This window comes from Amycolatopsis thermophila (assembly GCF_030814215.1).
GTDB classification, from domain to species: Bacteria; Actinomycetota; Actinomycetes; order Mycobacteriales; family Pseudonocardiaceae; genus Amycolatopsis_E; species Amycolatopsis_E thermophila.
Map to the genome: position 1 here is coordinate 544,026 of NZ_JAUSUT010000001.1, position 20,221 is coordinate 564,246.

Sequence of the window (20,221 nt, forward strand, 5' to 3'; positions counted from 1 at the left end):
TCGATGACGCGCGGCGCGGGTACCCGCGGGAAAGAGGCGGCGGGGGCGTCCTGCGACCCCCCTCGATCCGCAGGACACCCCCGACAGTGGGGACCCGGAAAGCCGGGACAAGCAGCCGAAACGGTGCGTCACACGCGACTGTCGGGACCCCGTCTCCCCCCTCGTGGCGACATCCTAACCCCGTGATCGCTCCGGACCGCAACACCTGGCGTTAGTGTTGCGGTCGCGCCGGTGAGGAGTCCGTTCTGAGGGGGTAGCTCGATGCCGTCCACGCCTGTCCCGCAACGCAGCCCGGAGCAACGCCGTAGGGCTATCGAGGCCGCGTTGGCGTGCCGGCGTGAACGGGCCCGGCTGCGTCGCGCACTGCACACCGGGGAGATCACGCTCGCGGACTGGTTCACGCTGGCCGACCGCGACCCGGACGGTGTGGCGGCCAGGACACGACCGATCGACCTGGTACGGGCATGGCCCGGGCATCGGCGCACCGAGCGCGCCCAGGCGGTGCTGGACGCCCTCGGCATCGCGAAGGCCCGCCGCGTGCGCGGGCTCGGGAAACGACAGCGCGCCGCCCTCATCCGAGAGATGGACACCCGGATGGGACGGCGCGATGCCTAAGAGGTCCCAATCAGGGCAGGCGAAACCCGCAGAACGGGTAGCGTCGAGCACGTCGACGCCTCCATCCTCGGAAGACCTCGCCGTCTATCCCGGGACCGACGGAGCTTAACCCACCGCAGGATGTTGGCGTCGCTTTCGGGGCTCGCGGCTGGTAGGGCTCAGGGCTGGATGCCGACGAGCGGGGCAGTTGTCTGCCAGAAGCGGTCGATGAGCGCTTCGTCGTGGACTTGCTTGTTGGTCTGCCGCGGTTTGGCGGGCTTCTGCTGGGAGTAGAAGCGGCCGGGTTCCCAGTCGATCCCAGGGGTGCCGGTGAGGAAGTGGGCGAGGTTCGATCCGCCCTTCTCGGGTGAGATCAACGCGACTCGTGACAAGGGGGTCCGGTACATCAGCCGGGTCATGATGTTGTTGTTCTCTGCGCCGAAGGCGGTCCGTACGTTGCCTGGATCGAACGCGACGGCGTTGATTCCGGCATCGTGGTAGCGGGCGTGAAGGCCCTGGGCGAACAGGATGTTCGCTAGCTTCGCATCGCCGTAGGCCCGCATCGGCGTGTAGCTCTTCTCGTGGTTCAGATCATCGACCTCGACCCGGCCGATGAGCCGGGCTGAGGCGCTCGAGGTGTTGATTACAACACCGTCCCCGGCCTGCAACCGGTCCAGGAGTAGGTGTGTGAGGAGAAACGGCGCGAGCAGGTTGACCTGGAACGTCTTCTCGTTGCCGTCGACGGTCACGGTGCGTTCGCCGAAAATGGCGCCGGCGTTGTTCGCGAGGGCGTCGACGCGGTCGAACGACTCCCGGATCTGCGATGCCAGACGTCGCACATCGTCAAGTCGGGTGTAGTCCGCGACGAAGTGTGCAGCGGCTCCGACCTCGCGGGCGGTGGCCGCCGTCTTCTCGACCGACCGACCCACGATCACCAACCGGCTTGCGGGCTGTGCCTGTGCGACCTGTCGCGCTGCCTCGGCACCGATCCCATCAGATCCGCCGGTGATGACAACTACTCGTCCAGCCATATTCTCGCCTCTCTGTGACATCTATGCGTCGAGACTGACACTACAGTGCCAGTGGTGTCTCAGGATGCTAGCCTGACGTCATGGGTGCTGACCTGACGCTTCGACAGAGGACGCGGCGTGCGGTGCGCGCGGAGATCGTCGACGCTGCGATGAGCTTGTTCCTCAGCCAGGGTTTCGAGGCAACCACGATTGAGGAGATCGCCCGCGCTGCCGGGATCTCTCGGCGCAGCTACTTCCGTTACTTCGCAAACAAGGACGAGGCCCTCGCGGAGGCACTCGCTTCCATCGGCCAGACGATCGCTCAGGCACTCACCGAACGCCCCAAGGAAGAGGCACCATGGGATGCACTCCGGTTTGCCTTCGACCCTCTCGTCGAGCAGGCTAGCGCCCAGCCCAACGCTGAAGCCCTGGCCAAGCTCATGCTCGAACGCCCGTGCCTCCAGCAGGGCAAGAACACTGCTTGGCTGGCCGAAATCACCGCCGTGCTCGCACAGCGCCTCCCCGCCGATGAGGGCTCGCTTCGTGCGCGCGCTCTTGCTGCCGCAGCGATCACGTGCCTCCACACGGCACAGGAACAGTGGCTCGAACCAGGCGACAGCCGAGACCTCGGAGCGCTGCTCACCATCACCATGAGCGCCGTCCACCCATTCGCGGCAACCATCATCTCCACTCCCGCGATGACCGACAGCTAACTCACGCCGCGTGCGGGGCGGAAGAATCAACTCCCTACAGATGCCATCGCTACACCCTCGATTGGGATGAGCCGCCAAAGCACTCGACCGCGTCGTTGAACATGGTGGATCCGTCCTAACGGGCGGGGTTCTCGTCGTTGGGGATGATCATGGTGGCGTCGGGGTCGCCCTGTTCCCACGCCTTCGTCGCCGCCCACCGCCGTTGCGCCTGGCTCGGCCGATACAGCACGATGGGCCGGGGCTGGTTCACCCGGGCCGCCCGCACCCACAACGCCATCAGCGCGGCGACGAGCACGAGCACGAGCATCCCCGCCGCTGCGGCGAGACCAACCCACAGGAAGCTCACTCCGGGTTCACCAGGCATCGCACCCCCTCACACCTCGGACAGCGCAGCCCGGCGATGTAGACCCCGCACCCGGTGCACGAGTAGGTGCCCGCCTTCGGGTAGGTCCACACCGCCGGGAGCCGCGGCGGCCGCGGCTCCCGGCGGTCTGGTTCGGTCACTCTTCCCCCGACGCGTCGATCACCAGCGAAGGAACAGCCCACTCCGGACTGGTCACATCCGGCACGCACTCGCACCCGTCCACGCCGCACTCCAACTGGCTGTCCCGCGTCCGCACGTGCAGGATTTGCGGGTGGCGGCAGGTGCCACAGCGTGGCTTCTGGATCGCCGCCGCCTCGAACGCGGACCGCGCCGCGAGCACCTTCTCCAAGGGGCCTTCGAGGTCGATCCGCCCGGTCGGCAGGTAGGCCGTCAGCTGGATCGTCTCTCCCTGCACCGGCTGCGCCACGCCCTCCCGCCGCCAACGGACGAGGTTCCGGCCGTACACCGCCCCGTAGACCCCCGCCGAGGCGATGAACCCCCACTGGCGGGTGGCGATCGCGTACCCGATCCACAGCGCCTGCGCGGCGAGCCCGATCGCCCAGCCCGACGACGACTTCCGGCCGGCGAGCCACATCCCCGTGACCCCGACCGCCGTGAGAAGCCAAGACCACCACTCCGGGGCCATCAGACCGGTCCTCCCGGTTGCGCGTCGGCCAGGGGCTCCACCGGCGCGGGCAGGTGGTCGAGCTGGTGCAGCAGCCCGGACCCGCTGCACTCGCGGCAGAGCACCAGGACGCCGGGCTCGCCGCCGTCGACGACCCTGTCCCCCGCCCGCGGCGCGCGTGGGTGGGTGTTGCGCTCGAGAGTGTCGGCGGCGTCGGAGAGCAGGTACACCCACTCGGCGTCGCCCATCTCCACCGCGCGCTGCCGCAGCGCGCGCACAGCGGCGATGGCCCCGCCCCGCGCGACCGCGTTCGGCTCGGTCCCGTCAGGGAGCCGGTCTGCGGCGCGGTCGGCGGCGTGGGCGATACCGAGGGCCAGTTCCACCGTCACTGGGCCACCGCCTTGTCGACGGAGAAGCGCAGGGTGCGGGTCGGGTCGTCGGTCAGGGTGTAGGTCTTGCCGCCGTCGGTGCTGAACGCGGCCGGGTTGCGGCGGGACTGGTACAGGCCGGGCTGCCCGGCCACGGCCTCGTCGTGCTCGAACCACTCGGCCGGGTCGGTGGTGAGCGGCGACAGCGGCTGGAAACGCGCGAGCGTGCTGAACACCTCCACGGTGTGCTCGGCACTGAATCCGGAGTGCCCACCGCCCGCGAACACGCGGATCAGGTCGAGGAGGTGGCCGCGCATCGGGTCTTCCTCGCCGATCAGGTCCAGCTCGCGGATCGCGTGCTGCACCAACGGGGACTCCGCCGTCGTGTCCTCGGGGTGGGTGGGCTGCTGAGGGTTGGTCACTTGTTCTCCCGTCGCAGGGGTTCGGTACCAGAGAGGGCGCGGCACCGCGCGGACTGGCGGAGCTGCGCGGGTAGTCACAGGAATTTGGTGCCGCCGCCGGACAGGCCGGGCGCGGTCTTGGACAGCTCGGCCTGGAGCTGCTTGACGATTCCGGCCGCGGTCTCGGGATCGAGGTCCGGGGTGTTGACGATGAACACGGCGGGTCGATCGATTCGCTCAGCCACGGCGAGTTGGGCGTAGCCCTGCCCGATCCGGGCTGCGGCATCCAGCAGCGCCGGCTGGTTGCCCGTGTGGTTCGCCAGCTGGTCGTGCAGCTCCGCTGCCTTGTCGAGGTACAGGCGGGCCGCGGTCATGCTGTCCAGTGGCTCGGCGTCGCTGGTGTCGACGGCTTCGGTGTTTTCGTTCTCCATCAGGTGTTTCCCCCTTCTCGTTGTCGCAGGTGCGCTGGGCAGCTCACCCAGCTGGCCGTGCCCGTTCGATGGGCACGACCTGCATCACTGGGCCGGTACGCTCGTCCTCAGACAGCTCGAACCCCAGGCTGGTCAACGCTTCGGCGATGCGGTGCGCCGCGAACACCGACGTCGACGACCGTCCGCCGGCGCGGAGCGGCACGGGAGCGGACGCCTCCAGGCCGGGGCCAGTGACGGTGACGGTGGTGTCTTCGGTGAGCTTCCCGCCGGCCAGGCCGTGCAAGGTGGCGATGTGGCCGCGCAAGACCTCCACAGTGGCGCTGCCGACAGACACGGCGCCCCAACCGCTGTACTTGCCGTCCGGCCACACCTTGCTGTGCTCGACGCGCCCGCTCGGGTACGTCACGCGCACCCGGTGGCCCGGCGCCGGTGCCGCCGCGGTTGCTGGGACCTCGTTGGTCTCCCAGGGCGCGCGGTAGTCCGGGTGGTACTGGCTTCCGGGCTGGCCGGGTTCGTTGCTGCCGGTGCAGTCCCGGGTGTGGGAGGTGGCGTGCGGGCAGCGTTTGTTGCCGCAGTCCGGGCACACCACCATGTGTGTCTCGAACTCACCCCAGCTCGGGGCCAGGCACTCGTAGCACTGGCCGCACCCGCGATCCGGCGCCGAGGTGGCGCGGAGGCGCTGTTCGGCTTCCATCGCCAGGGTCAGGGCGGTGTGGTCACCGGTGACCGGCTCACCCTCGCCGCCCGGGTAGTCGGGGCCGCCAACGGGGTAGCCGAGCGCTAGCCCGAGGCGGTGTTCGATCTCGGCCAGCTCGGCGAGCGCGCCGCGTAGCTTGTGCTCCAGCGACTCGCGCGGCAGCCGCGCGATCCAGTCCGGTTCGGTAGCGAGCAGCTCGTCCTGGGCGGTCATCGCGTGCAGGTGGGGTCGTTTGGGACCACGCTGATCGACCCATACGAGGCGTCGCCGTGGTAGGCGACGGTGTAGCGGTTGCCGCGCACGCACTTGGTGGCGAGGTTGGAGAACCCGTCGGGCATGGTGATGATGTCGGCCGGGCTGCTGTCGGTGAACTGGCTGCGCGGCGCGTCGTTGAACGGCTCGGTGATCTTGTCGGTGAAGTCGCACGCGGTGGTGGTGGCCACGACCGCGGCGAGCGCGGCGGCCAGCGCGAGGGTGCGTTTCTTCAAGGGTGTCTCCTGTGGTCAGTGTTGGCGTTTCTTGAGCTTGCGGCGTTCGCGTTCGGACAGGCCGCCCCAGATGCCGAACCGCTCGTCGTTGTCGAGCGCGTATTGCAGGCATTCGCCCCTGACTTCGCAGCTGTGGCAGATGCGTTTGGCCTCCCGGGTGGAGCCACCCTTGTCCGGGAAGAACGCCTCGGGGTCGGTCTCCTTGCAGAGGGCGCGGTCCTGCCATGCGGGCTGTTCGTCTGCGTCGAAGGGTGCGACGAGATCGGCCAGGGTCAGGTTCTCGCTGGCGGTTGTGCGGGTCACGGTGGTGGCCTCCTCCCCGGTGTCGTGGTCCGGAAATGGGTCCGCCGCGCCGGTATCGGGAACCGGCGCGGCGGGTGGCTACACGGGTGTGAGGTTGCGGCTCGCGGCCTGGCGGCGGGCGCTCCGGCGCTCGGCCGGGGTGGTGCCGCCGTAGATGCCGTTGTCGTCGCTCATGCCGTAGGCCAGGCACTCGGCCTGGACGGGGCAGTGGTGGCACACGGCCTTGGCGCGGGCGGCCTGCCGGTCGTAGCCGGGGGTGCCGGGCTCGCCGACCGGGAAGAACGTCTCGGGGTCCTCGGCCCGGCAGACGGCTCGGGTCTTCCAGTCGGCGGACATGGTGGGGTCCCTCCTTTCGAGGCGGTTGCGGTGTGTTTGTGACTATACCCCGCAGTGTTGCGGTGACGCCACCCTAAATCAGACCCGGAAAGCACAAGGCCCCCGTGCCAGTGACCTGCTCGATCTCCAGGTCCCAGACGCGGGGGCCACCCCCAGTTCCCGGCCACCCTAACCGCAACACCCCGCCACCGGAGCGCAACACGCGTACACGAAAAAGGGCGGGGGCCGTCCCGTCGCGGGACGGCCCCCGCCCAGGGGCTCCAGCAGTGGGGCTACACGGTCACCCCTGCCGCACGGCGCAGCGCGCCGACGTTCACCGCGTTCCCGCTCGCCGTGCGCTTGAACGCGGTGTCCGGCAGGTTCCACGGCGCCTGCCGCAGCGACGTGCCGAACCGGCCCGCCTCCAACCGGGCCTGGGCCGCGTCCTCCGCAGTCACCGCCCCGGCCTCCCGGCCCAGCTCCCCGACCAGCTTCCACTCGTCGTCGCCCAGCTCGTCGATCGCGGCGATCACCGGCGCCATCACCGCGATGTCGGCGCGGTCCGTCTCACGCGGAGCCGGGACACTGTCGCCGGCCTCCTCCCGCATGACCTGCCGGATGCGGGACTCAAGCACGTCACGCTGCCAACCCAGCTCGTCGCCGCGCCGCTCCGGCACCAGCTCGTACGGCTCGGCGGTGAAGTACGCGACCAGCTCGTCCCCGGCGGCGTCGATGTCGGCCCGCGGCGCGTCCCGGGCCACCAGGTGCGCGGCCAGGGCGAGCTTCCAGGCAGCGCAGAACGCGGGCGCGTTGCTGGCCTTGATCGCGCTGATCACCCCGGAGCGGATCGCCGACCGGCGCTTCCGCTCGGCCGCCATCCGCTCCAGGGCAGCCTCCATCGCGGCCGCCTCGCTGTTGAAGTCCAGGCTCCTGGTCATCGTCTCCTCCTGGGGTGTGTCCATGCCGTTGTTGGGCGTGGCCCATACCCCCTCGGGGTCTAGTGTCCCGTGATCAGGGGAAACAATCAACTCGCTTGGCGTTTCCGCTGGTCGCGGGTTGAGGTGTACCGCGCCCGTCACCTCGGGGGAAATCCGCGGGTACGGCAGGCCCTGGCTTTCCAGGAAGTCGGCCAAGTCCTTCTGCCGCTCCGGGTTCCACCGCTCGGTGTAGGACTCGCCCATCTCCCCCACCAGCCACGCAGGCAGGGTCGGCCGGTGCGGCGTGTAGGCCACGGCCATCGCGCTGATCGCTCCCAGGTCCAGTTCCCCGTCGCGCACCAGCGAGTACGCCTTGGACGGGATGACGCGCGCCTGCTCCCGGTTGGGCTGGACCATGAAGGTGTTGTTCCGCAGCTTGGTGGTGTCCACCGACTTGATGCCGTTCAGCGTCGCGGAACCGTCGTGGTAGCTGTTGGTGCGGCCGGCGATGCGCACGTTGATGTTGCGCAGAGTGTTGGTGCCGTGGGGACCGAGGGCGTCGACCAATCCGAACTGGGTCAGGAAGAACACGCCGTAGCCCGCGGAGCGGGCCATGGAGCAGATCTCGTCGAGTAGTGCGGACGCGGTCCACACCCGGCCGTCGAACGTCTCGATCTTCGGTTCGGTGATCTTCGCCAGGGAGGTGGCCTCGTCGATGATCAGCACGAGGGCTGGGTCTTCGGGGGTGGGTTTGCGCTTGTCGACGAACCCGAGCCGCTTGTTCTGCAGGCTCGCGGCCATGTAGAAGTCCGCGAGCATCAGAAGGACTTCGTCGATGTTTTCGCCACCGATGCGCTGGATCACCGGACGGTCGGTGAGCCCGGTAAGCCACGGGTGCAGCCACGGCCCGACCAGCGGCATCATCTTCTTCACGCCGCAGCACCACAGCTCGAGGTCGTGGCGGCGCACGAACTCGGCGATGAAGTTGTGCGCCAGGATCGACTTGCCCGACCCGGTACCGCCGACCACGACGGTGTGCTCACCGAGCATCGAGATCTCAATGGGCTCGCCGTCCTCATAGATGCCGGGGTTGACCGGCTCCTTGATCGTGGTGACCGGCCGGATTCCGGGGTGGGGCACATCCTTCTTGAGCGGCTGCTTCGTGGAGACGTGCAGCAGCCACACGTGAGCCATGCTGGTTTCCTCGGCGCGGATGTCGTTGACGCCCAGCTCGATGCCTTGCTTGGCGTAGTGCTTCGAGGCGAGCACCGCCAGCGTGGGGATCGCATCGGTCAGGGCGGTGAACGTGGCCACCTGCCCGTCGGTGGGGTCGTCCGCGAGGGTGAGGGTGTACCCGGCTTTGGTGTCGGTGAAGTCGTCGACCACGACGCCGCCGAGCCTTTCGCACTTGGCCAGCCACGGTCCCCAGAGCTGCTGATAGGTGGAGGCGCGGAGGTGGCGTTCGTGCTCGGCGCGGCGTTCGGCGATCTCTTCCTTCTGCTCGGCGCGCTCGGCTTGGCGCTGGGGTTCCTTGGAGCGCCAGAGGGCGTAGGCGATACCGAAGGTGACGGTCCACAGCACGAGCAGCCCGAGGGCGGTGGGGTTGGTGGGGTCACCGTCGGCGAACACCAGCCACCCGGTGGCCGCGAGGCCGGCGGCGATGGTGAGGCGTTTCGCGTGGGTCTCGTGCTTGGCGCCGAAGGTGTCCTCGTCCACCCACACGCGGGCGGTGATGACCGCGGCCGCGGTGAACGCGAGCCCGGTGGGGGCCATGACCCAGCCGGGGAGGTGCATCCAGTGGGGCAGGAACGCGAGCGCGTAGAGGGCGAGCGCGGCGAGCAACGGGTGGAACCACCGCTTGTCGGGGTCCCAGTCAGTTGGGATGGGGTCGAGGGTCGCGTCGACCACGGGGGGCGTGGTCTCCGCCTTCTCGGTCGTGGTCACGGGTCCTCCGGGGGAATGCCGAGTCGGTGGGCTTGGTCGCGGGTGAGGATCACGTACCCGGCGTTGCGCAACAGCGCGACGAGGGCGTGGGGGTCGAGGTGGTCCAGCGGGTCAGGCTCGGCGACGTCGACGACGATCGACCCGGATGGCAGCCGCCGGGCGTGGACGCCTTCGGGCAGCTTGTCCTGCTGGAACCAGCGGTAGGCCGTGGTCGGCGCAATGCCGTGCTGTCGGGCCCACTGTTTGAGGTAGATCGTCGTCGGCATGGCGCTGATAGTGCCAGGTGTACCGCTGTGGCCGGTCTAGCTGCGGGTTTCGTGGCGGGTGGTCGGGTTGTCGCTCATCGCGGTCCTCCTGTTGCGAACGGTTGCGGTACCGATAGTCCCAACAGTACCGCAACCGCTAGACTGTTGTGCAACACACCACCGGCCACACCGCCCCCGAGGGAACACCGTGAACGACATCCCGCCCGCCACGTACAGCTGGTGGCACCGCTGGCGCCTCGGCTCGATCGAGGTCACCCGCGCCAAGCACGCCGCCGACGCCGAACGCAAGGCCGCCCAGGAACGCGACCGCAAGACCAAGCAGCGCGACACCGCCGCCGAGCGGCGAGCCCGCCGCATCCGCCGCCGCGACTGGCTCGTCGAGCACCGCGCCCTGATCGCCACGGTCTCCGCCGTCACCGTCTCGGTCGCCGTCGCGATCCCCGCCCAGGCGCTCTGGTTCGTCCACGTCCTCGCCAGCGGCCAGCTCGGGCTCAACCCCGAAAGCCTCATCGCGCTCGCCTCCCCCGTGCTCATCGAGGGGCTGTGCTGGCTCGGCGCGTTCCTCTACGCCGACAGCCTCGGCCGCGACACGCCCGTGCGTGCCTACCGGCTCACCACGTTCCTGTTCGCCGGCATCGCCGCAGCGATCAACTTCGCCCACGGCTGCGGCATCAACCCGATCGTCGGCGTTGTGTTCGCGATCGCGTCCCTGATGGGCGTCGCGTCGTGGGAGCTCTACATGCACCGCACGCGGCACATCGCCACCGGGATGACCGCGGACGAGATCCGGCTGTGGTTCAAGCGGCGTGTGTTCGACCGCAAGGTCTACCGGGAGATGCAGCGTCTCCGGCGCACGTTCGGGGCGCAGGTGCCGCTGGAGTCCGCGTGGCGCATGGGGTACCTCCGGGTGCACGGGGCGCCCACGGTTCCGGTTCCGGTTCCGCGGGACCTGCTGGACTGGTTCCGCAAGGACGGTTCCGCACGTGGTTCCGCGGACGGTTCCGACGGTTCCGGCACCGGTTCCACGCCCAGTTCCGAGGGCGGTTCCGGCTCGGGTTCCGTCGCGGTGCTCGACCGGTCCAAGGACGGTTCCACGGTGGAGGTCCCGGTGAACTGGGACCAGTTCCGCGACGTCGACTCCATCATCGCGGCGCACTGGCCGGAGCTGGACCCCGCGAACCACCCGGACCCGTCACTGCACCAGGACGACGCCAAGCGCCGGCATCCCGCGTCCGGCCTGCACGTCGAGGAACCTGCCCCGGCGTCCACCAGCGGCCCCGCCACCAGCGCGGCCCCGGAACAGGAACCCGAGCCGCGACCGCTGCCGGGACTCAACCGGGAGGAGCGGAACCTCGGCGTGACCGGCGGCGCCACCGCGGCGCTGCACCGGTACTTCGACCGGATCGCGTCCGAGGGGCACGACCCGGACGACGTGAACCGGCAGGAACTCGCCCGGGAGCTCGGGTGCTCGGCGCGGAACGTCGGCAAGGCGCTGGCGAAGTGGGCGAAGAACCGGAACCACGCGTGACCTGGGGCGGGAACCACCGGAACCGGTCGGGAACCGCCGAGGAACCGGGGACGAACCGCCCCCGGTCCGCCACGGAACCGGCCACGGAACTGGTTCCGGACCACCACCGAAGGAGAACCGCTTGGCCCCAACCCGCACCTCCGCCGCGCCCGTGCCGGCGACCGACGAGGACCGATCCCCCCGACCTGGCGACCGCGTCCTCGTCGCGATGCGGAACCAGGGCATCGTCGCGTCAGGCGGCGGCGTGTTCCACGTCGACGAGAACGGCGACTTCCCGAACAAGGACCTCGTCGCACGCGGCGAGGCCACCGTGCACGTGCTGCCGCCCGAGGTCCGCACGCTTCCGGTAACCCGGGAGGCGCTGGCCGAGTTCTTCGGCCCGATCCGGCTGCCCAACGGCGCGAACGTCACCGGCCACTTCGTGCAGCTCGCCCTGGCCCTGCACCGCGAAGCGCAGCGGTAGCGGCGTCGCGGACTGCCGGTTGCAGCAAGGGCCCGTCATCGACGAGATCGGTGACGGGCCCTTCGTCGTCCCTTGGCCAGTGGAACCCCTTGTGCTACCTCTGACCTGCGAAAACTCCGCGGGTGGAACGGGTGTGGAACGTCGGTGCGGCGGCTGGTTCCACTGGCCAAGGTCCGCCCTGGTCGGTGTGGAACAGGTGTGGAACCCGCACCGCGGATGCCCGTGCTACCGGTGAGCTGCTGCGATGCGCCGCCAGGCCGGCATGTGGAACGGTGTGGAACCGCTCCGCGCCGGAGGGGGGTGGGTGATCGTTTCCGCAGGTCATGATCGCGTACCCCATGTCGTGTCGTGTGTGGAACCTCGGGGTTCCACTGGTTCCACCGCATGGATATGGGAAGGCCCCGACACCGCGAGGTGTCGGGGCCTCGGCGTGCAGTTTCAGTCGCGGGTGCGTCGGGTGACGTCGACGGCGCCGAGCCGGTCGAGCAGGTTGCGCAGCTGGTCGAGAGTGCGGGGCTGCTCGGCCGCGAGCGCGGCGAACAACTCGGGCACGTCGGTGAACGCGGCGAACGCGTCGTCGAACAGCGACACCTGCAGCGCGGGCCTCCCGGCGAGGTGGTGTTCCTGGACGGTGAAGTCCCATTTCACGCCGTCGCGGCCGGTGTCCGCGCTTGCGGAGATGTTGATGGCCGGTACCTCGCCCGCGTAGGCGGCGTCGGCGAACCACGCCTCCTGCTGCACGAAGTAGGTGAGCAGGCAGTCGTCGCCGATCCGGCGCGGCACCGCGGCAATCCCAGCGGGCGCGGGCCCGGTGTTCTTCCCGACCTGGCTCTCGTGCCAGGCCGCGGCCTCTCGCCACTTCCGGGTGCCTGTGGGGTGGTGCACGGTTCCGCGGGCCTCGTGGTCGTTGGCCCTACGGGCCAGTTCCCGGGCGGCCCACAGGTTGTAGGCGTCCCAGTCGGCTGGGGTGTACTCGGTGAACGGCTTGTTGCGGTGCTCGGCGGTGTTCCCGTAGGCGGTGAGGGCGGCGGTGTCCATGGCGTACTCCTGTTCTCGGTGGGGGTGGTGCCGCCTCGCGTGGTGGCGGGGCGGCCGGGCGGGTCACTTCGCGGCGGCGGTCTCGCGGTCGTACTTGGCCTGGGCCTTGGCGAGGATCGCGTCCTGCTCGGTCTCGGGGGTGGTGCCGCGCTTGTGGGCGAGCGCGGCGGCGCACAGGCGGATCGTTTCGCGCATGGCGTCGGCGTAGCTCGAGTTCGGGTACAAGAGCAGATCTCCGGCGGCCTGGAGTGCGGCGCGGTGGGCGGCGGTCTCGGTCTTGAGGGTGCGGGTGCCGACGTAGTCGGGGATGACCAGCGGGGTGCCGTCGGGGTTGCTGATGGCCTTGGCGGCTGCTGCGGCGGCTTTCGCGGCCTTGGCGGCGGCCGCGGCTTCGCGCTCCTCGCGGGTCTTGCGTTGGTTGGGGCTTTGGATGCGGGAGGGGCGGCCGGACTCGATGATGGCGCGCTGGTCGGGGAAGCAGGTGAGGCAGGACAGCGACCCGGCGGCGTCGACGGCCTCGGCCGCGGTGGCGCCGGACAGCTCGGTGACCCAGTACCACTGGGTGCTGGCGTAGGTGTTGCGGCACCGCTGGGTGGTGTGGAGGTGGCCGTTGGTGTTGTCCACCAGGTAGTAGCGGGTCCAGCCGCCGCGGCGGTCGAACTCGTCGAGGAGGGGCCTGAGGTCACGGGCGCTGAGTTGCGCGGCATCGTCGTAGGCGCGGTCAATCCGGTGCTGCAACTCGGCGATGTTCTCCCGCTGGCGGGCGAGGGTGTCCGGGGTGACGAACTGGGCGCCGGCGTTCATGTGCTCGATGGCGCGTGCCTTCTCGCGCTGCGTCTGCTCGGCCTTGGCGTGGTGGGCGTAGATGGCGGCCGTGACGCGGGCGATCTCGGTGTCGATCTCGGCGGGGGTCTTGGTGGCGAGGCTGGTCATCGCGGTTCCTCTCGTCTCCCTGTTGCGCTTAACCTTACACAAGTTGCGCAACTTTCACAACTGGGCGGAGGTGCGGTCCAGCACACCCCCGCCCCGGACCGCTACTCCTCGATCGCCTTGCAGCGGGTCAGCTGGGTCTCCTTCTGGCCGTTCCACTCCTTGTGCGCCTTGATCCAGCACTTGCGGAGGGTGAACCAGGTGTCGCCGGGCTCGTCGCCGAGCGCGTCCTTGGAGGCGAACCACTTGAACAGGTAGCCGTCGTCGGACACCAGGGTGTACACGGTGCTCGTGCCATAGGCGTTCTGGCTCCAGGACACGTTGCGCACCTGCACCCGCACCTCGACGTCCCGCTGCCCGACCGTGCCGTAGAACTCGTCCCGGACCTCGGCGCGCTCCCGCTGCCGGATCAGGGTCTGCTCGTTGTGGCGTGCCCACGCCTGCGGCGCCGACACCGCCAGCCCCAGGTTCCAGGGGGACACGGCGTCGGCGGCGGCGATCGCCTTGAGGTTGCGCACGTACTCGCTGTCCCCGGGGAAGTCGTCGGACAGGATGAACTCGCGGATCTTGGCACCCATCCCGGCGGCCTCGGCGATCTCGGCCGCCATCTCCGCGGCCAGCTGGCGGGCGTTCTTGTTGCGCGGGTCGAGCAAGTCCCCGACCACAACCTTGGTGGGGACCCCGTTCCAGTCGTTGGCGCGGACGTAGCCGTACCGCTTGATCGCAGCCCACGCGGCGGCAAACACGGTGTCGGTGGTGAACTCGCGCGGGCAGTACCCACCGTCGCCCAGGAGCCCGTCGATCTCGTCGCGCAGGTCGTCGGCATAGACGAACACCGGGGTTGCGGTCCAGCCGAGGAAGTCCTTGATGCAGGTGGAGCCGACCTGGATCTGCTCGCCGGCTTCGTTGCGGAGCAGGTAGGTGGCCTTGCGGTGGCGGTGGGTGCGGCAGTGGCCGCACCAGCCTTCGTGCAGGCCGTCGCGATTGACGGTGTCGATGCCGGGGGCGGTGCGCACGATCAGTCCGGCGTTGGGGTCCCAGTCCAGGGTGGCGAGGAAGGTCCAGCCGTTGTAGCGCGGGGCGTCGCCGGTGATGCGGGTGTCGTAGACGATCTCGGTGACCTGGAGCCCGCCGACCTCGCGAGTGGTTTCGCGGCGGGTGGCGTGGACCTCGATGCGGCCGGTGAAGCCGCGCTTTGCGGCGCGGGTGTTGATCTTGGCGATCTTGTTGCGGGTGGCCTCCAGCTCGTCGGCGGTGAGGTGCCAGGTGTGGGCCTGGGTCTCGGTGGTGGTGTCGAGCGTGGCGGTCATCGGTGCCCCCTGGGGTCGGTCTCTCCGTACCCCACGAAACTAACACAAGTTGTCTAACTTGCGCAACTGTTGCGACAGCTGTTACGGTCGATCCCGCAACCACACACCGCACCCGGGGGTATCACCGTGGACCTCGCTGAACAGCTCACGAGCACCTACCCCATCAGCCTCGGCGTCGCCGCCGCCCTCATCGACGAGGTCACCAGGGCACTCACCAGCACCGCAAACCCCGCACCAGAGCTGGAAGAGATCACCGCCGAGATGCGCTGGGCCGTCGGCCACGACATCGACTGGCCGTCCGCCATCCGCGACATCGCGACCGCGTTCGGAACCACCCTCCCCGACACCGCACAGCTGTAACCCCGCAACCGCAACAGGACACCGGCATGCACATCGACTGGAAACGGCTCGCCTGGATCGCGCTGCTGATCGGCCTGGTCCTCTACGTGATCAGCCACCCCCAGCGCTCCGCCGACCTCGTGGGCGACGCCGTGAGCTGGCTCCGCCAGGCCGCGGAAGCGGTCATCACGTTCATCACCTCCGTGTTCAACCGGATCGTCTAGGGACTCCGCACACCATGACCACCACCGCAACCCCCACGCCGAACGCTACGCGCGCTTCCCGCAACGGCTACTGGACCGACGAACGCCTCGCCATCTGGCGGCGGCTCACCCCGCAGCAGCGGGACTACGACCGCTTCCAGGGCTGGTACCCGCCCGGCCAGGGCACGTGCGAGACCGAAGGCGGCCGCCGCGCGATCGAGGAACGCGACGAAGCACGAGACGCCGCCACCGAGGACGAGCTGCACGTCTGCACCTGCCACGTCAACCCGCCCTGCACCCACTGCGTGGAGTGCACCGACTGCCCGGAGGCGCGCAGTGATCAGCGCGACTGACCTGTTCGGTGGTGGCGGCGGTGCATCCGAGGGGTTGCGCCAGGCCGGCCTGCATGTGGCGGTCGCCGCGAACCACCTGCCGATCGCGATCGCAACACACAAGCTCAACCACCCGGAGACGGAGCACCGCACCGAGAATCTGCTCGAGGTGGACTGGCGCACCTTCCCCTGGACCGAGGTGCTGTGGGCATCACCGTCGTGCGTGTGGCACGCCCGCTCCGGTGGCCGCAAACGCCCCCCGGCCGAGGTCGAGTTGAAGCGCGCCGACCCGGGAGCGATCGACCGGGCGACCGCGTTCGCCGTGATCGCGGCGGCCGAGGTGCACCGCTACCCCGTGATCGTGGTCGAGAACGTCACCGAGTTCCTGGCCTGGTCGCTGTACCGGTGGTGGCTGGATGGGCTCCGCGCGCTGGGCTACACGGTGGAAACGCTCGTGCTGGACGCCGCGGACTTCGGGCACGCGCAGAACCGGCCGCGGCTGTTCATCGTCGCCACCCGCGGTATCAAGCTGGACCTCACTCTGCCGGACATCGCGCCGGTGACGGCCGCGGACATCCTCGACCCCGACCTGGGCCGCCCGGTCACCCGCCGCCTGTACGTGTCGGACCAGATCGAGCAGATCGACACCGAGGGCGTGACGCACCTGGTCACGTACCGGCGCAACGCGAAACCCCTGCGCGCGGACCGGCACCAGCTCGCCACCATCACCGCCGGGGGCAATCACCACGCGATCGCCACGATCGTCGACGGCGTCCCGCACCACCGGATGCTGTCCAACCGGGAATGCGCACGTGCCCAGGGTTTCCCCGACACGTACCAGTTCCTCGGCAACAGCAAGGACGTGAAGAAGCTGATCGGGAACGCCGTCCCGGTCGGTATCGCCCGGTGGTTCGGCGAACGCGCCGCCGCCGCGCTTGACCCGTACGACCTGGCCGCGTGACGGCCAAACCACCACCAACGAAGGGAAGTGCCCCCGTGCTCAAGATCTACGGCGCAAGCGACGACCTGATCGAGGTCGAGGGAGACGTGCGCGAGGAGTTCGACGCCCTTGCCACGCACAGGCTCGTGGCCGTGTCCAACGGCGTGCTGCTGCGCGTCGAGTACGACCAGGACGGGGTGTGGCGGATCAAGCCGCTCGCCGGCGCGGACCGCGTCCACGTCGTCCAGGCCCCGGCGGGCGACGAGGACAACTACAGCGACGTCGCCACGATCGACGAGGACGTCGAGTGGGTTGCGTGCGGCGGCCAGTGGGCGGCCCGGAAGGACGGCCGCCGGTGAACCGGACGTTCCCGAACCTCGCGAGCACCGTCGAGGAGATGCGCAAGTCCATGCAGGAGCACTACGGCGTGTGGGTGTGCTTCGTCGGCGACGACGGCGACTTGGTGGCTCTCGGCCACCACGAGCCGAAGCGTGTGCTCGCGGCTTTCAACCGCTACTGCCGGATCGAGCTGAGCATGCGAAACGTCGCGGACGACCGGGACGTGTCCTACAAGGAAGCCGCGGAGATCCTGCGGTGGCGGCACGGGCGGTTGATCACCGCGTGTGAGTCACCTGACCACGACGATGAAATCCGGATGGGTCACAGCTGCCACCAGTGCGCACTGCTCGGCGGCGGCGGCGAGTGGTGGCTCGACTGGTCGAACCCGGAGCACCCGGACGCGTTCCCCATCACGATGTGGCAGGTGTGATCGTGGTCGATCCCGAGAAGACGCGGGCTGCGGTGGACACGGTTGCCCGCCGGGTGCTGGCCGACGCTGCGCGGACCGCGCTGGAGTCCGGGCGCGTCGGCTGGGAGGACTACCCGGAGCTGGACGAACGGGACTGGATCGCTGTCACCGAACGGGCCCGGAAGCTCGCCGCCACGCTGCAGCACTCCGAGGCCATGTACGCCGAGGCGTACCGGTACCTCGCTGCGCAGGCCGAGCCCGACGGGCATGTCACCAGGCCCGACCCGGGGGATTTCCGGGACCGGTTCATCTACGCCGTGCAGCTCGTGACCTCGCGTCAGTTCGGCGCGAAGTCGATGGTGGCGCGGAAGTTGGGCACGGGGTGGAACGAGACGGTGCGGCTGTTCGAGCTTCTGGAGGGTTGGGGCGTGGTCGCGCCGACCGTCGGGTCGATGGCCCACAAGGTGTTGATGTCCGAGGCTGACGGGCGGGCGCTCGTCGCCGAGTTGCAGAAGGGGGAACGGGCGTGACGGAGGACCGGCCGTACGTCGTGGCGGAGGTCCACGAGGGGCCGATGGACTACGCCGTGCGCCACGGGGACCGGGACGTGAAGCAGTTCCATGGCCCGAGCGCGTGGATGCGGGCGACGACGTTGGCGAACCTGCTCAACGACGAGCTCGCCGCGCGGGCGGAGCGCACCTACGAGGACTGGGGTGTCCGGCACCGCAGCGAGGGCGCCGAGACCGTCGAGGTGCGCGACGACCGCCAGCACGCCCAGGAGTGGATCGTCGGCGGGTTCTTCGGTCCGTCGGCGGAGCTGGTGTGCCGCACCGTGTTCGTGGGGCCCTGGCGCCCCGCGCCGCCCGACACCGCGGCCGCGCCGGCCGAGGGGAAGCCACAGCCTTGCGCGGACGGATTCCACTGGGTCGGCCAGTCCTTCGACACCTGCGAACGGTGCGGCCTGCCCGCGTGGGAGCACGCGGGCGAAGCTCGGCTCGCCGACGGATCTCCGTTCACGGACGGCGGGTTTGTGCTGCGGCCGTGGGAGCCGGGCGAGGCCGACGCGATCCGCCGCAAGTGGGACCCGAGCTACGAGGGGGAACGGAACCAGTGAACGAGCAAACGGCACCCGAACTGCTGCACCGGTTGCGTGCCCAGCTGAACGGCTTGCTGGGGGCGCTGATCGGCCAGGGCAACCGGGTGTGCGACGAGATGCGGGACGCGATCGCCTACCTGGACACCGAGGTACGGCCCGCGGTGGTCGCAGCGGCCCGGGCCCGCGCCGAGTTGGAGTTCGTGGCCGAGCGGTACCGGCGCGACGGCTCCGGGGTCCGGTTCTCCAAGGACCGGTGCACCGGGGTGTCCTCCGACGCGCTGGCCTGGTTCGCGGCCGGCGCGCGGCCGGAGCCGGAGCGGCACGAGTACCCAGCGGACCGCAGCGACCTCGCCGCGTGCGAGCGGACCTTCCACATGGCGCCGCCCCACCTGCAGGAGCGCATGTTGCCGGTGCTCGAGCGGTACCGCGCGGCGGTCGCCAAGGAGATCGGCCAGTGACGGCGCGGGCGACGGTGATCCAGTCCGCGCATCCGGCGGACACGCTCAAGATGATCCGGGAGACGCTGTGCGTGGCGCAGGCCGCGCTGACCCACGGCGCGCGCGCCGCCGGGCAGCGGGCGGCCGAGCACTCCGCGCGGCTGGGGCGCCTGATCGACGACATCGACCGGCAGCGCCCGCTGGGCCCGGACGGCAAGCACGGCAACCGGCACACCGGGACCTGCGGATGCGAAGACGTCGAACCCCCACGGCACAACGAGGTCACCACCTACGACGAGGTGCGGCTCACCGGGTGCCCGGGCGCCCCGTTCCCGCACTACGACTTCACCGCCCGCACCGAGGAGCACGTGCAGGCCCTGTACCGGCTCTACGCGCACGCGCTCGGCGAGGGGAACTGGACGAACCCGCAGCTGAAGCGCCGCACTGTCACGGTGATCGGCACCCCGTGGGTGGATGACGCCCCGGAGAGAGGCGACTGATGGACAGCCGATGGATGGGGCGGGGTCCGGCGCTCGGGTACGTGTCCGCGGTTGCGGCACTGTTCCTGGCTGGTTGTGACGCCGCCCCGCCGCCGGACGCCCAGTACGGGGCCGTGTGCGTCGATCAAGCGACTGGGAACCGGCTCGACGACGACGCGTGCGGCGACTGGGACGACACCGGTCACACCAGCCACCCGGGCATGTTCTTCCTGTGGGTGCCGATGTCCAACGGCGCCACGGTGATCCCGCCGGTCGGGCAGCGGGTACCGGGCAACGTGGGCATCCGCCGTGTGCCGTCCGGGGCGCCTGTTGCGAAGGGGATGCCGAAGACCGGCGGCACCGTTTCGCAGATCCAGCGCGGTGGTTTCGGCGTGAAGTCCGGTGTGTCGGGTGGGGCCGGTGCGAAGGCCGGCGGGAGCGCTGGGTCATGATCGAGGTTCGTAACAAGGGGGAACGGATGGACAACGTGGACATCATCGAGCGGATCGACCACGCGATCGGCTGCCACTACTGCGGCGGCCCGCTCGGCGACAGCCCGTCCGAGGATTTCTGCACCTACGGGCACCAGCGGCGGTGGAACGACCTGTACCGGCGGTTGGGCAGTGTGGAGGCGGTGGCGGAGGAGTTGCGCGAGGAGCAGCGCCGCCACCGGGAGGCCGCCGAGCATGCGGCCGCGATGCAGCGGAAGATCACCGCGACGATGTCCGAACTGGAGACGGCATTCGGGCGCATCATCGCCGCGTTCCGCCCGTTCGCGCTGGCCGCCGCGACGACGTCGCAGGTGCTCGCCGAGGCCGGTCTCCTGCCAGACCGCGCGCCCGAGGATCCGGCGCGGCGAGCGCTGTGGTTGCGCCGCCACCGCAACACCGGACCGAAACCGGGACGGCCGCGTCCCCCGCGCACCCTGAACAGGCGGTGACC

Annotated in this window: 31 protein-coding genes; 16 read left to right on the top strand and 15 right to left on the bottom strand. The window is 69.8% G+C overall.

Annotated elements, in window-relative coordinates; genetic code table 11:
- The first annotated feature begins 261 nt into the window (after positions 1–261).
- Positions 262–615 (top strand): integration host factor, actinobacterial type, encoded by a 354-nt coding sequence (mihF, locus tag FB470_RS02550; RefSeq protein WP_306988403.1) that lies wholly within the window; start codon positions 262–264, stop codon positions 613–615.
- Between the two features lie 158 nt (positions 616–773).
- Here mihF and FB470_RS02555 read toward each other — a convergent pair whose 3' ends face one another.
- On the bottom strand, positions 774–1,625 hold the full coding sequence (locus FB470_RS02555; RefSeq protein WP_306988405.1) for an SDR family NAD(P)-dependent oxidoreductase: 852 nt from the start codon (positions 1,623–1,625) through the stop codon (positions 774–776).
- A gap of 80 nt (positions 1,626–1,705) precedes the next feature.
- Here FB470_RS02555 and FB470_RS02560 point away from each other — a divergent pair, with 80 nt between their 5' ends.
- The gene (locus FB470_RS02560; protein WP_306988407.1) at positions 1,706–2,317 is read left to right on the top strand and encodes a TetR/AcrR family transcriptional regulator; all 612 of its coding nucleotides are present in this window, start codon (positions 1,706–1,708) and stop codon (positions 2,315–2,317) included.
- A gap of 115 nt (positions 2,318–2,432) precedes the next feature.
- Here FB470_RS02560 and FB470_RS02565 read toward each other — a convergent pair whose 3' ends face one another.
- From FB470_RS02565 to FB470_RS02615, 11 genes are all read right to left on the bottom strand, one after another.
- Positions 2,433–2,681, bottom strand: a complete 249-nt coding sequence (locus tag FB470_RS02565) for a hypothetical protein (protein WP_306988409.1) — start codon at positions 2,679–2,681, stop codon at positions 2,433–2,435.
- 136 nt (positions 2,682–2,817) lie between these two features.
- On the bottom strand, positions 2,818–3,276 hold the full coding sequence (locus FB470_RS02570; RefSeq protein WP_306988410.1) for a hypothetical protein: 459 nt from the start codon (positions 3,274–3,276) through the stop codon (positions 2,818–2,820).
- Positions 3,277–3,326: 50 nt separating this feature from the next.
- Positions 3,327–3,695, bottom strand: coding sequence for a hypothetical protein (locus FB470_RS02575; RefSeq protein ID WP_306988412.1), 369 nt, complete (start codon positions 3,693–3,695; stop codon positions 3,327–3,329).
- Positions 3,692–4,096, bottom strand: coding sequence for a hypothetical protein (locus FB470_RS02580; protein ID WP_306988414.1), 405 nt, complete (start codon positions 4,094–4,096; stop codon positions 3,692–3,694). Before FB470_RS02580 ends, FB470_RS02575 begins: the two co-directional genes overlap by 4 nt.
- A 74-nt stretch (positions 4,097–4,170) precedes the next feature.
- Complete coding sequence (locus FB470_RS02585) at positions 4,171–4,506, bottom strand: hypothetical protein (RefSeq protein ID WP_306988415.1); 336 nt, start codon at positions 4,504–4,506, stop codon at positions 4,171–4,173.
- Positions 4,507–4,549: 43 nt separating this feature from the next.
- Positions 4,550–5,416 (bottom strand): hypothetical protein, encoded by an 867-nt coding sequence (locus FB470_RS02590; protein WP_306988416.1) that lies wholly within the window; start codon positions 5,414–5,416, stop codon positions 4,550–4,552.
- Positions 5,413–5,691: a hypothetical protein gene (locus FB470_RS02595; RefSeq protein WP_306988418.1), complete on the bottom strand. Its 279-nt coding sequence runs from the start codon at positions 5,689–5,691 to the stop codon at positions 5,413–5,415. The genes FB470_RS02590 and FB470_RS02595 overlap by 4 nt, the downstream gene beginning before the upstream one ends.
- A gap of 15 nt (positions 5,692–5,706) precedes the next feature.
- Positions 5,707–5,967, bottom strand: a complete 261-nt coding sequence (locus FB470_RS02600; protein ID WP_306999026.1) for a WhiB family transcriptional regulator — start codon at positions 5,965–5,967, stop codon at positions 5,707–5,709.
- Positions 5,968–6,072: 105 nt separating this feature from the next.
- Positions 6,073–6,330: a WhiB family transcriptional regulator gene (locus FB470_RS02605; RefSeq protein WP_306988420.1), complete on the bottom strand. Its 258-nt coding sequence runs from the start codon at positions 6,328–6,330 to the stop codon at positions 6,073–6,075.
- Positions 6,331–6,602: 272 nt separating this feature from the next.
- The gene (locus FB470_RS02610; protein WP_306988421.1) at positions 6,603–9,170 is read right to left on the bottom strand and encodes a hypothetical protein; all 2,568 of its coding nucleotides are present in this window, start codon (positions 9,168–9,170) and stop codon (positions 6,603–6,605) included.
- The gene (locus FB470_RS02615; RefSeq protein WP_306988422.1) at positions 9,167–9,436 is read right to left on the bottom strand and encodes a hypothetical protein; all 270 of its coding nucleotides are present in this window, start codon (positions 9,434–9,436) and stop codon (positions 9,167–9,169) included. The genes FB470_RS02610 and FB470_RS02615 overlap by 4 nt, the downstream gene beginning before the upstream one ends.
- 187 nt (positions 9,437–9,623) lie before the next feature.
- Here FB470_RS02615 and FB470_RS02620 point away from each other — a divergent pair, with 187 nt between their 5' ends.
- Positions 9,624–10,964 (top strand): DUF2637 domain-containing protein, encoded by a 1,341-nt coding sequence (locus tag FB470_RS02620; RefSeq protein WP_306988423.1) that lies wholly within the window; start codon positions 9,624–9,626, stop codon positions 10,962–10,964.
- Positions 10,965–11,085: 121 nt separating this feature from the next.
- The gene (locus tag FB470_RS02625) at positions 11,086–11,427 is read left to right on the top strand and encodes a hypothetical protein (protein WP_306988425.1); all 342 of its coding nucleotides are present in this window, start codon (positions 11,086–11,088) and stop codon (positions 11,425–11,427) included.
- Positions 11,428–11,865: 438 nt separating this feature from the next.
- Here the strand turns inward: FB470_RS02625 and FB470_RS02630 are convergent, their stop codons facing one another.
- From FB470_RS02630 to FB470_RS02640, 3 genes are all read right to left on the bottom strand, one after another.
- Positions 11,866–12,465 carry a hypothetical protein gene (locus FB470_RS02630; RefSeq protein WP_306988426.1) on the bottom strand — a complete coding sequence of 200 codons (600 nt, stop codon included), beginning with the start codon at positions 12,463–12,465 and terminating at the stop codon, positions 11,866–11,868.
- A 63-nt stretch (positions 12,466–12,528) separates the two neighbouring features.
- Positions 12,529–13,398, bottom strand: coding sequence for a hypothetical protein (locus tag FB470_RS02635; protein WP_306988427.1), 870 nt, complete (start codon positions 13,396–13,398; stop codon positions 12,529–12,531).
- A 101-nt stretch (positions 13,399–13,499) separates the two neighbouring features.
- Positions 13,500–14,705 (bottom strand): hypothetical protein, encoded by a 1,206-nt coding sequence (locus FB470_RS02640; protein ID WP_306988429.1) that lies wholly within the window; start codon positions 14,703–14,705, stop codon positions 13,500–13,502.
- Between the two features lie 126 nt (positions 14,706–14,831).
- Here FB470_RS02640 and FB470_RS02645 point away from each other — a divergent pair, with 126 nt between their 5' ends.
- Genes FB470_RS02645 through FB470_RS02700 form a run of 12 tightly spaced genes read left to right on the top strand, consistent with a single transcriptional unit; the run spans position 14,832 to position 20,219 of the window.
- Entirely contained in the window at positions 14,832–15,065 is a 234-nt protein-coding gene (locus tag FB470_RS02645; protein ID WP_306988431.1) for a hypothetical protein, read from the top strand.
- A 26-nt stretch (positions 15,066–15,091) separates the two neighbouring features.
- The gene (locus FB470_RS02650) at positions 15,092–15,268 is read left to right on the top strand and encodes a hypothetical protein (RefSeq protein ID WP_306988432.1); all 177 of its coding nucleotides are present in this window, start codon (positions 15,092–15,094) and stop codon (positions 15,266–15,268) included.
- 14 nt (positions 15,269–15,282) lie between these two features.
- Positions 15,283–15,600: a hypothetical protein gene (locus FB470_RS02655; RefSeq protein ID WP_306988433.1), complete on the top strand. Its 318-nt coding sequence runs from the start codon at positions 15,283–15,285 to the stop codon at positions 15,598–15,600.
- Positions 15,584–16,540, top strand: coding sequence for a DNA cytosine methyltransferase (locus FB470_RS02660; RefSeq protein WP_306988435.1), 957 nt, complete (start codon positions 15,584–15,586; stop codon positions 16,538–16,540). The genes FB470_RS02655 and FB470_RS02660 overlap by 17 nt, the downstream gene beginning before the upstream one ends.
- Before the next feature lie 35 nt (positions 16,541–16,575).
- Positions 16,576–16,878: a hypothetical protein gene (locus FB470_RS02665; protein ID WP_306988437.1), complete on the top strand. Its 303-nt coding sequence runs from the start codon at positions 16,576–16,578 to the stop codon at positions 16,876–16,878.
- Positions 16,875–17,288 carry a hypothetical protein gene (locus tag FB470_RS02670; protein WP_306988439.1) on the top strand — a complete coding sequence of 138 codons (414 nt, stop codon included), beginning with the start codon at positions 16,875–16,877 and terminating at the stop codon, positions 17,286–17,288. Before FB470_RS02665 ends, FB470_RS02670 begins: the two co-directional genes overlap by 4 nt.
- Positions 17,289–17,290: 2 nt before the next feature.
- On the top strand, positions 17,291–17,797 hold the full coding sequence (locus FB470_RS02675) for a DNA translocase FtsK (RefSeq protein WP_306988440.1): 507 nt from the start codon (positions 17,291–17,293) through the stop codon (positions 17,795–17,797).
- The gene (locus FB470_RS02680) at positions 17,794–18,381 is read left to right on the top strand and encodes a hypothetical protein (protein ID WP_306988442.1); all 588 of its coding nucleotides are present in this window, start codon (positions 17,794–17,796) and stop codon (positions 18,379–18,381) included. Before FB470_RS02675 ends, FB470_RS02680 begins: the two co-directional genes overlap by 4 nt.
- Entirely contained in the window at positions 18,378–18,821 is a 444-nt protein-coding gene (locus tag FB470_RS02685) for a hypothetical protein (RefSeq protein ID WP_306988444.1), read from the top strand. Before FB470_RS02680 ends, FB470_RS02685 begins: the two co-directional genes overlap by 4 nt.
- Complete coding sequence (locus FB470_RS02690; RefSeq protein WP_306988446.1) at positions 18,818–19,300, top strand: hypothetical protein; 483 nt, start codon at positions 18,818–18,820, stop codon at positions 19,298–19,300. Before FB470_RS02685 ends, FB470_RS02690 begins: the two co-directional genes overlap by 4 nt.
- Entirely contained in the window at positions 19,300–19,731 is a 432-nt protein-coding gene (locus FB470_RS02695) for a hypothetical protein (RefSeq protein WP_306988447.1), read from the top strand. Before FB470_RS02690 ends, FB470_RS02695 begins: the two co-directional genes overlap by 1 nt.
- The gene (locus FB470_RS02700; RefSeq protein ID WP_306988448.1) at positions 19,728–20,219 is read left to right on the top strand and encodes a hypothetical protein; all 492 of its coding nucleotides are present in this window, start codon (positions 19,728–19,730) and stop codon (positions 20,217–20,219) included. Before FB470_RS02695 ends, FB470_RS02700 begins: the two co-directional genes overlap by 4 nt.
- Positions 20,220–20,221: the final 2 nt, after the last annotated feature.

What these genes read in the sequence shown, in the direction of transcription:
- mihF (WP_306988403.1), top strand. Translation starts at nt 262, where the DNA reads ATGCCGTCCACGCCTGTCCCGCAACGCAGCCCGGAGCAACGCCGTAGG.
- FB470_RS02555 (WP_306988405.1), bottom strand. Translation starts at nt 1,625, where the DNA reads ATGGCTGGACGAGTAGTTGTCATCACCGGCGGATCTGATGGGATCGGT.
- FB470_RS02560 (WP_306988407.1), top strand. Translation starts at nt 1,706, where the DNA reads ATGGGTGCTGACCTGACGCTTCGACAGAGGACGCGGCGTGCGGTGCGC.
- FB470_RS02565 (WP_306988409.1), bottom strand. Translation starts at nt 2,681, where the DNA reads ATGCCTGGTGAACCCGGAGTGAGCTTCCTGTGGGTTGGTCTCGCCGCA.
- FB470_RS02570 (WP_306988410.1), bottom strand. Translation starts at nt 3,276, where the DNA reads ATGTGGCTCGCCGGCCGGAAGTCGTCGTCGGGCTGGGCGATCGGGCTC.
- FB470_RS02585 (WP_306988415.1), bottom strand. Translation starts at nt 4,506, where the DNA reads ATGGAGAACGAAAACACCGAAGCCGTCGACACCAGCGACGCCGAGCCA.
- FB470_RS02590 (WP_306988416.1), bottom strand. Translation starts at nt 5,416, where the DNA reads ATGACCGCCCAGGACGAGCTGCTCGCTACCGAACCGGACTGGATCGCG.
- FB470_RS02605 (WP_306988420.1), bottom strand. Translation starts at nt 6,330, where the DNA reads ATGTCCGCCGACTGGAAGACCCGAGCCGTCTGCCGGGCCGAGGACCCC.
- FB470_RS02615 (WP_306988422.1), bottom strand. Translation starts at nt 9,436, where the DNA reads ATGCCGACGACGATCTACCTCAAACAGTGGGCCCGACAGCACGGCATT.
- FB470_RS02630 (WP_306988426.1), bottom strand. Translation starts at nt 12,465, where the DNA reads ATGGACACCGCCGCCCTCACCGCCTACGGGAACACCGCCGAGCACCGC.
- FB470_RS02635 (WP_306988427.1), bottom strand. Translation starts at nt 13,398, where the DNA reads ATGACCAGCCTCGCCACCAAGACCCCCGCCGAGATCGACACCGAGATC.
- FB470_RS02640 (WP_306988429.1), bottom strand. Translation starts at nt 14,705, where the DNA reads ATGACCGCCACGCTCGACACCACCACCGAGACCCAGGCCCACACCTGG.
- FB470_RS02650 (WP_306988432.1), top strand. Translation starts at nt 15,092, where the DNA reads ATGCACATCGACTGGAAACGGCTCGCCTGGATCGCGCTGCTGATCGGC.
- FB470_RS02655 (WP_306988433.1), top strand. Translation starts at nt 15,283, where the DNA reads ATGACCACCACCGCAACCCCCACGCCGAACGCTACGCGCGCTTCCCGC.
- FB470_RS02695 (WP_306988447.1), top strand. Translation starts at nt 19,300, where the DNA reads ATGGACAGCCGATGGATGGGGCGGGGTCCGGCGCTCGGGTACGTGTCC.
- FB470_RS02700 (WP_306988448.1), top strand. Translation starts at nt 19,728, where the DNA reads ATGATCGAGGTTCGTAACAAGGGGGAACGGATGGACAACGTGGACATC.